The organism is Aeromicrobium sp. (assembly GCF_036675695.1).
In the GTDB taxonomy this organism is placed as follows: Bacteria; Actinomycetota; Actinomycetes; order Propionibacteriales; family Nocardioidaceae; genus Aeromicrobium.
Genome location: NZ_JAKFEL010000135.1, coordinates 1 through 3,012, shown reverse-complemented (window position 1 = coordinate 3,012; position 3,012 = coordinate 1). Strand labels below are relative to the sequence as shown.

General features: G+C 64.2%; 4 protein-coding genes. 2 read left to right on the top strand and 2 right to left on the bottom strand.

The features are described from left to right. Positions 1-266 (top strand): hypothetical protein (locus V6M39_RS08655; protein WP_332643415.1); only part of this gene is annotated, 266 nt, incomplete at its 5' end. 60 nt (positions 267-326) lie between these two features. Here V6M39_RS08655 and V6M39_RS08650 read toward each other — a convergent pair. Then, complete coding sequence (locus V6M39_RS08650) at positions 327-1,199, bottom strand: HpcH/HpaI aldolase/citrate lyase family protein (protein ID WP_332643414.1); 873 nt, start codon at positions 1,197-1,199, stop codon at positions 327-329. Positions 1,200-1,221: 22 nt separating this feature from the next. Next, positions 1,222-2,271, bottom strand: coding sequence for an HpcH/HpaI aldolase/citrate lyase family protein (locus V6M39_RS08645; protein ID WP_332643413.1), 1,050 nt, complete (start codon positions 2,269-2,271; stop codon positions 1,222-1,224). 315 nt (positions 2,272-2,586) lie between these two features. On the opposite strand from V6M39_RS08645, the gene V6M39_RS08640 reads away from it, so the two are divergent. Further along, positions 2,587-3,012 (top strand): hypothetical protein (locus V6M39_RS08640; protein WP_332643412.1); only part of this gene is annotated, 426 nt, incomplete at its 3' end.

Below are 3,012 nucleotides of genomic sequence, written 5' to 3'. Positions count from 1 at the left end.
GCGCTATGACCACGAATCTCGAAACACGACTCATAACCGCTAAGAACCAGACCGACTACTCCTCACCGACGACCGGAACCGTTGGAGAGGGGGTGAAGTCAGTGGCAATCTTCGAAGCCCGACAGGCCCGCGGCAAGCGCGCCTGGGATGAGTTGTCCGAGATCGACCGAGCAGTGCTCCTGGAGTCGGTGCGACAGCGTCGCATCCTGCAGAAGCGCAAAAGGTCCATCGAGTCAAGCGTCTACAGCCTGCGCAGCAGCCGGTAGAACCACCCTCACAAAACAGAAGCGCCGTACGGATCAGATCCGTACGGCGCTTCTCTGTGCCTAGCGTGAAGCGATGGCCTCGGCGGACGCGAGAATCCGATGTGCATCGCGTACGTGGAGCTCCTCGATCATCTTGCCGTTGAACGTCACGACGCCTTGACCAGCAGCTTTGCCTTCTTCGAACGTTGCGATCATCGACTTGGCGTGTTCGATCTCGTCATCGGACGGACCGAACGCAGCATTGGCCGGCTCGACTTGGCTCGGGTGGATCAGTGTCTTGCCGTCAAAGCCCATCTCGCGACCCTGGCGTGCCTCAGCCTCGAATCCTTCGGCGTTCTTGACGTCGTTGTAGACGCCGTCGAGGATCACCTTTCCGGCGGCGCGAGCGGCCAGCAGCGAGATCGACAATGCTGTCAGGACGACCGGGTTGCGTCCCGGTACGTGCAGACCGAATGTCTCGTTGACCACGTCGTTCGTTCCCATCACGATGACGGTCAGACGCTCATGGGCGGCGGCAATCTCTTCGGCATGCAGGAGCGCGATTGGCGTCTCGACCATGGCCCAGAGCGCCGTGTGGGCCGGGGCGCCATTGGCCTCGAGCGCGGCGACGAGTTGCAGAACCTCGGCGGCGGAGTTGACCTTGGGCACCAGGACGGCGTCAGGGCCGGCTCCTGCTGCGTCGGCGATGTCTGCGTCGTGCCATTCGGTGCCGATGCCGTTGATGCGGATCGCGAGCTCGCGGTGTCCGTACTCGCCGGAAGCAACCGCGGCGCATACGCGATCTCGGGCCTCAACCTTGGCGTCGGGGGAGACGGCGTCCTCGAGGTCGAGGATCAGTGCGTCGGCGTCGATGCCCTTGGCCTTCTCGAGCGCGCGCTCATTGGCGCCCGGCATGTAGAGGACGGAACGGCGCGGGCGAAGCTGGTCAGACATTCACGGTCCTTAATGTGGCTAGTCAGAGGTCGTAGGCGGCGGCGAGCTCAGGATCGCGCTCGGCGAGTGCCTTGGCGAGGTCGAGCATGACGATGCACTGCTTGCAGGAAGCGTCGTCCTCCATCTTGCCGTTGATCATCACGGCACCGGAGCCGTCGCCCATGGCCTCGACGACTTCCTTGGCGTGAGCCACGTCGGCGGGATCGGGGGAGAACACCTTGCGGGCGATGTCGATCTGCACGGGGTGCAGGCTCCACGCACCGACGCAGCCGAGCAGGAAGGCGTTGCGGAACTGGTCCTCGCACGCGACGACATCCTTGATGTCGCCGAACGGTCCATAGAACGGGAGGATGTCGTTCGCGGCGCAGGCGTCGACCATGCGCGCGATCGTGTAGTGCCAGAGGTCCTGCTGGTACGTCGTGCGTCCCTCGGTCAGGTCGTCGCCGGTGGGGTCTTGGCGTACGAGGTAGCCGGGGTGGCCGCCACCAACGCGAGTCGTCTTCATACGACGGCTGGCGGCGAGGTCGGCTGGGCCGAGCGAGATGCCCTGCATGCGAGGGCTCGCGGCGGCGATCTCCTCGACATTCGTCATGCCTTCGGCAGTCTCGAGGATCGCGTGAACGAGGATCGGTCGCTTCAGGCCGGCGCGCGCCTCGAGCTGGGCGAGGATGCGGTCGATGTAGTGGATGTCCTGGGCGCCTTCAACCTTCGGCACCATGACGACGTCGAGCTTGTCACCGATCTCGGTGACCAAGGTGATGAGGTCATCGAGGGCCCACGGCGAGTCGAGGCTGTTGATGCGGGTCCACAGCTGCGTCTGGCCGAAGTCGGTCTTCTTGGCGATGTCGACGAGGCCCTGACGCGCGGCCTCCTTGTTCTCTGTCTTGATGGCGTCCTCGAGGTTGCCCAGGATGATGTCGACCTTGGTCGCGATATCGGGCACCTTGTCGGCCATCTTGGGGTTGCTCGGGTCGAAGAAGTGGATCATCCGGCTCGGGCGGAACGGGATGTCGGCGACCGGCGCCGGAGCTCCGACGGCGAGGGGGCGGAGGAACGCTCGAGGGTTGCGCACGCGACTCACTTCTCCTAGAAGACAAAAGACCCCTCAGTATGTCGATTTGCGCGGGCCGCGCGGTAGGGCGGGGGTCACATGGGTGTGCGGTACTGCCTGAAAAGTTTGGCCTCGCGACGCATTCGAGATGGCCATTTGGTGCATTTCGAGGGGGTCTTTCGTGTCTGGGGAAGGCGTGCCCACTCGCCATAACCTGCTGATCGGGTGAGATCGCAGGTCGTGAGGGCGGCCAGAACTCATCTGACTACCGGGTACCCCGGCAGTCGTGAACCGGGATGCGTCGCTGTCTCAGTGCAGCGTAGAGGGAGCAGTTACATGAAGAGATTCACCGTGATGCTTGCGATGCTGGCGGGTTCGGCGTTCGTTGCTGCGTCGCCCGCCGCAACGAACACGCTGCCCATCAGCGACACAGCCGAGACGATCGGCAGCACGCCGCCTGACGGCGTAGTTGAGTCGACCGACAGCACGCCGCCTGACGACACAGCCAAGGCGACCGACAACACGCCGCCTGACGACACAGCCAAGGCGACCGACAGCACGCCGCCTGACGGCACAGCCAAGAGGACCGCCAGCGCGCGGCCTAGTAGCTCCGACAAGAAGACCGACAGCACGTTGCCCGACGACACCGACCACAAGATCGACATCTGTCACCTCCCGCCGGGCAACCCCGCCAACGGGCAGTCCATCAGCGTCGACTTCGACTCGATCATCAACGGGACTGGCCACGGCGACGATGGCCTC

Excerpts from the sequence above, each read along its gene's own strand:
- V6M39_RS08650 (WP_332643414.1), bottom strand. The coding sequence starts at position 1,199 with ATGTCTGACCAGCTTCGCCCGCGCCGTTCCGTCCTCTACATGCCGGGC.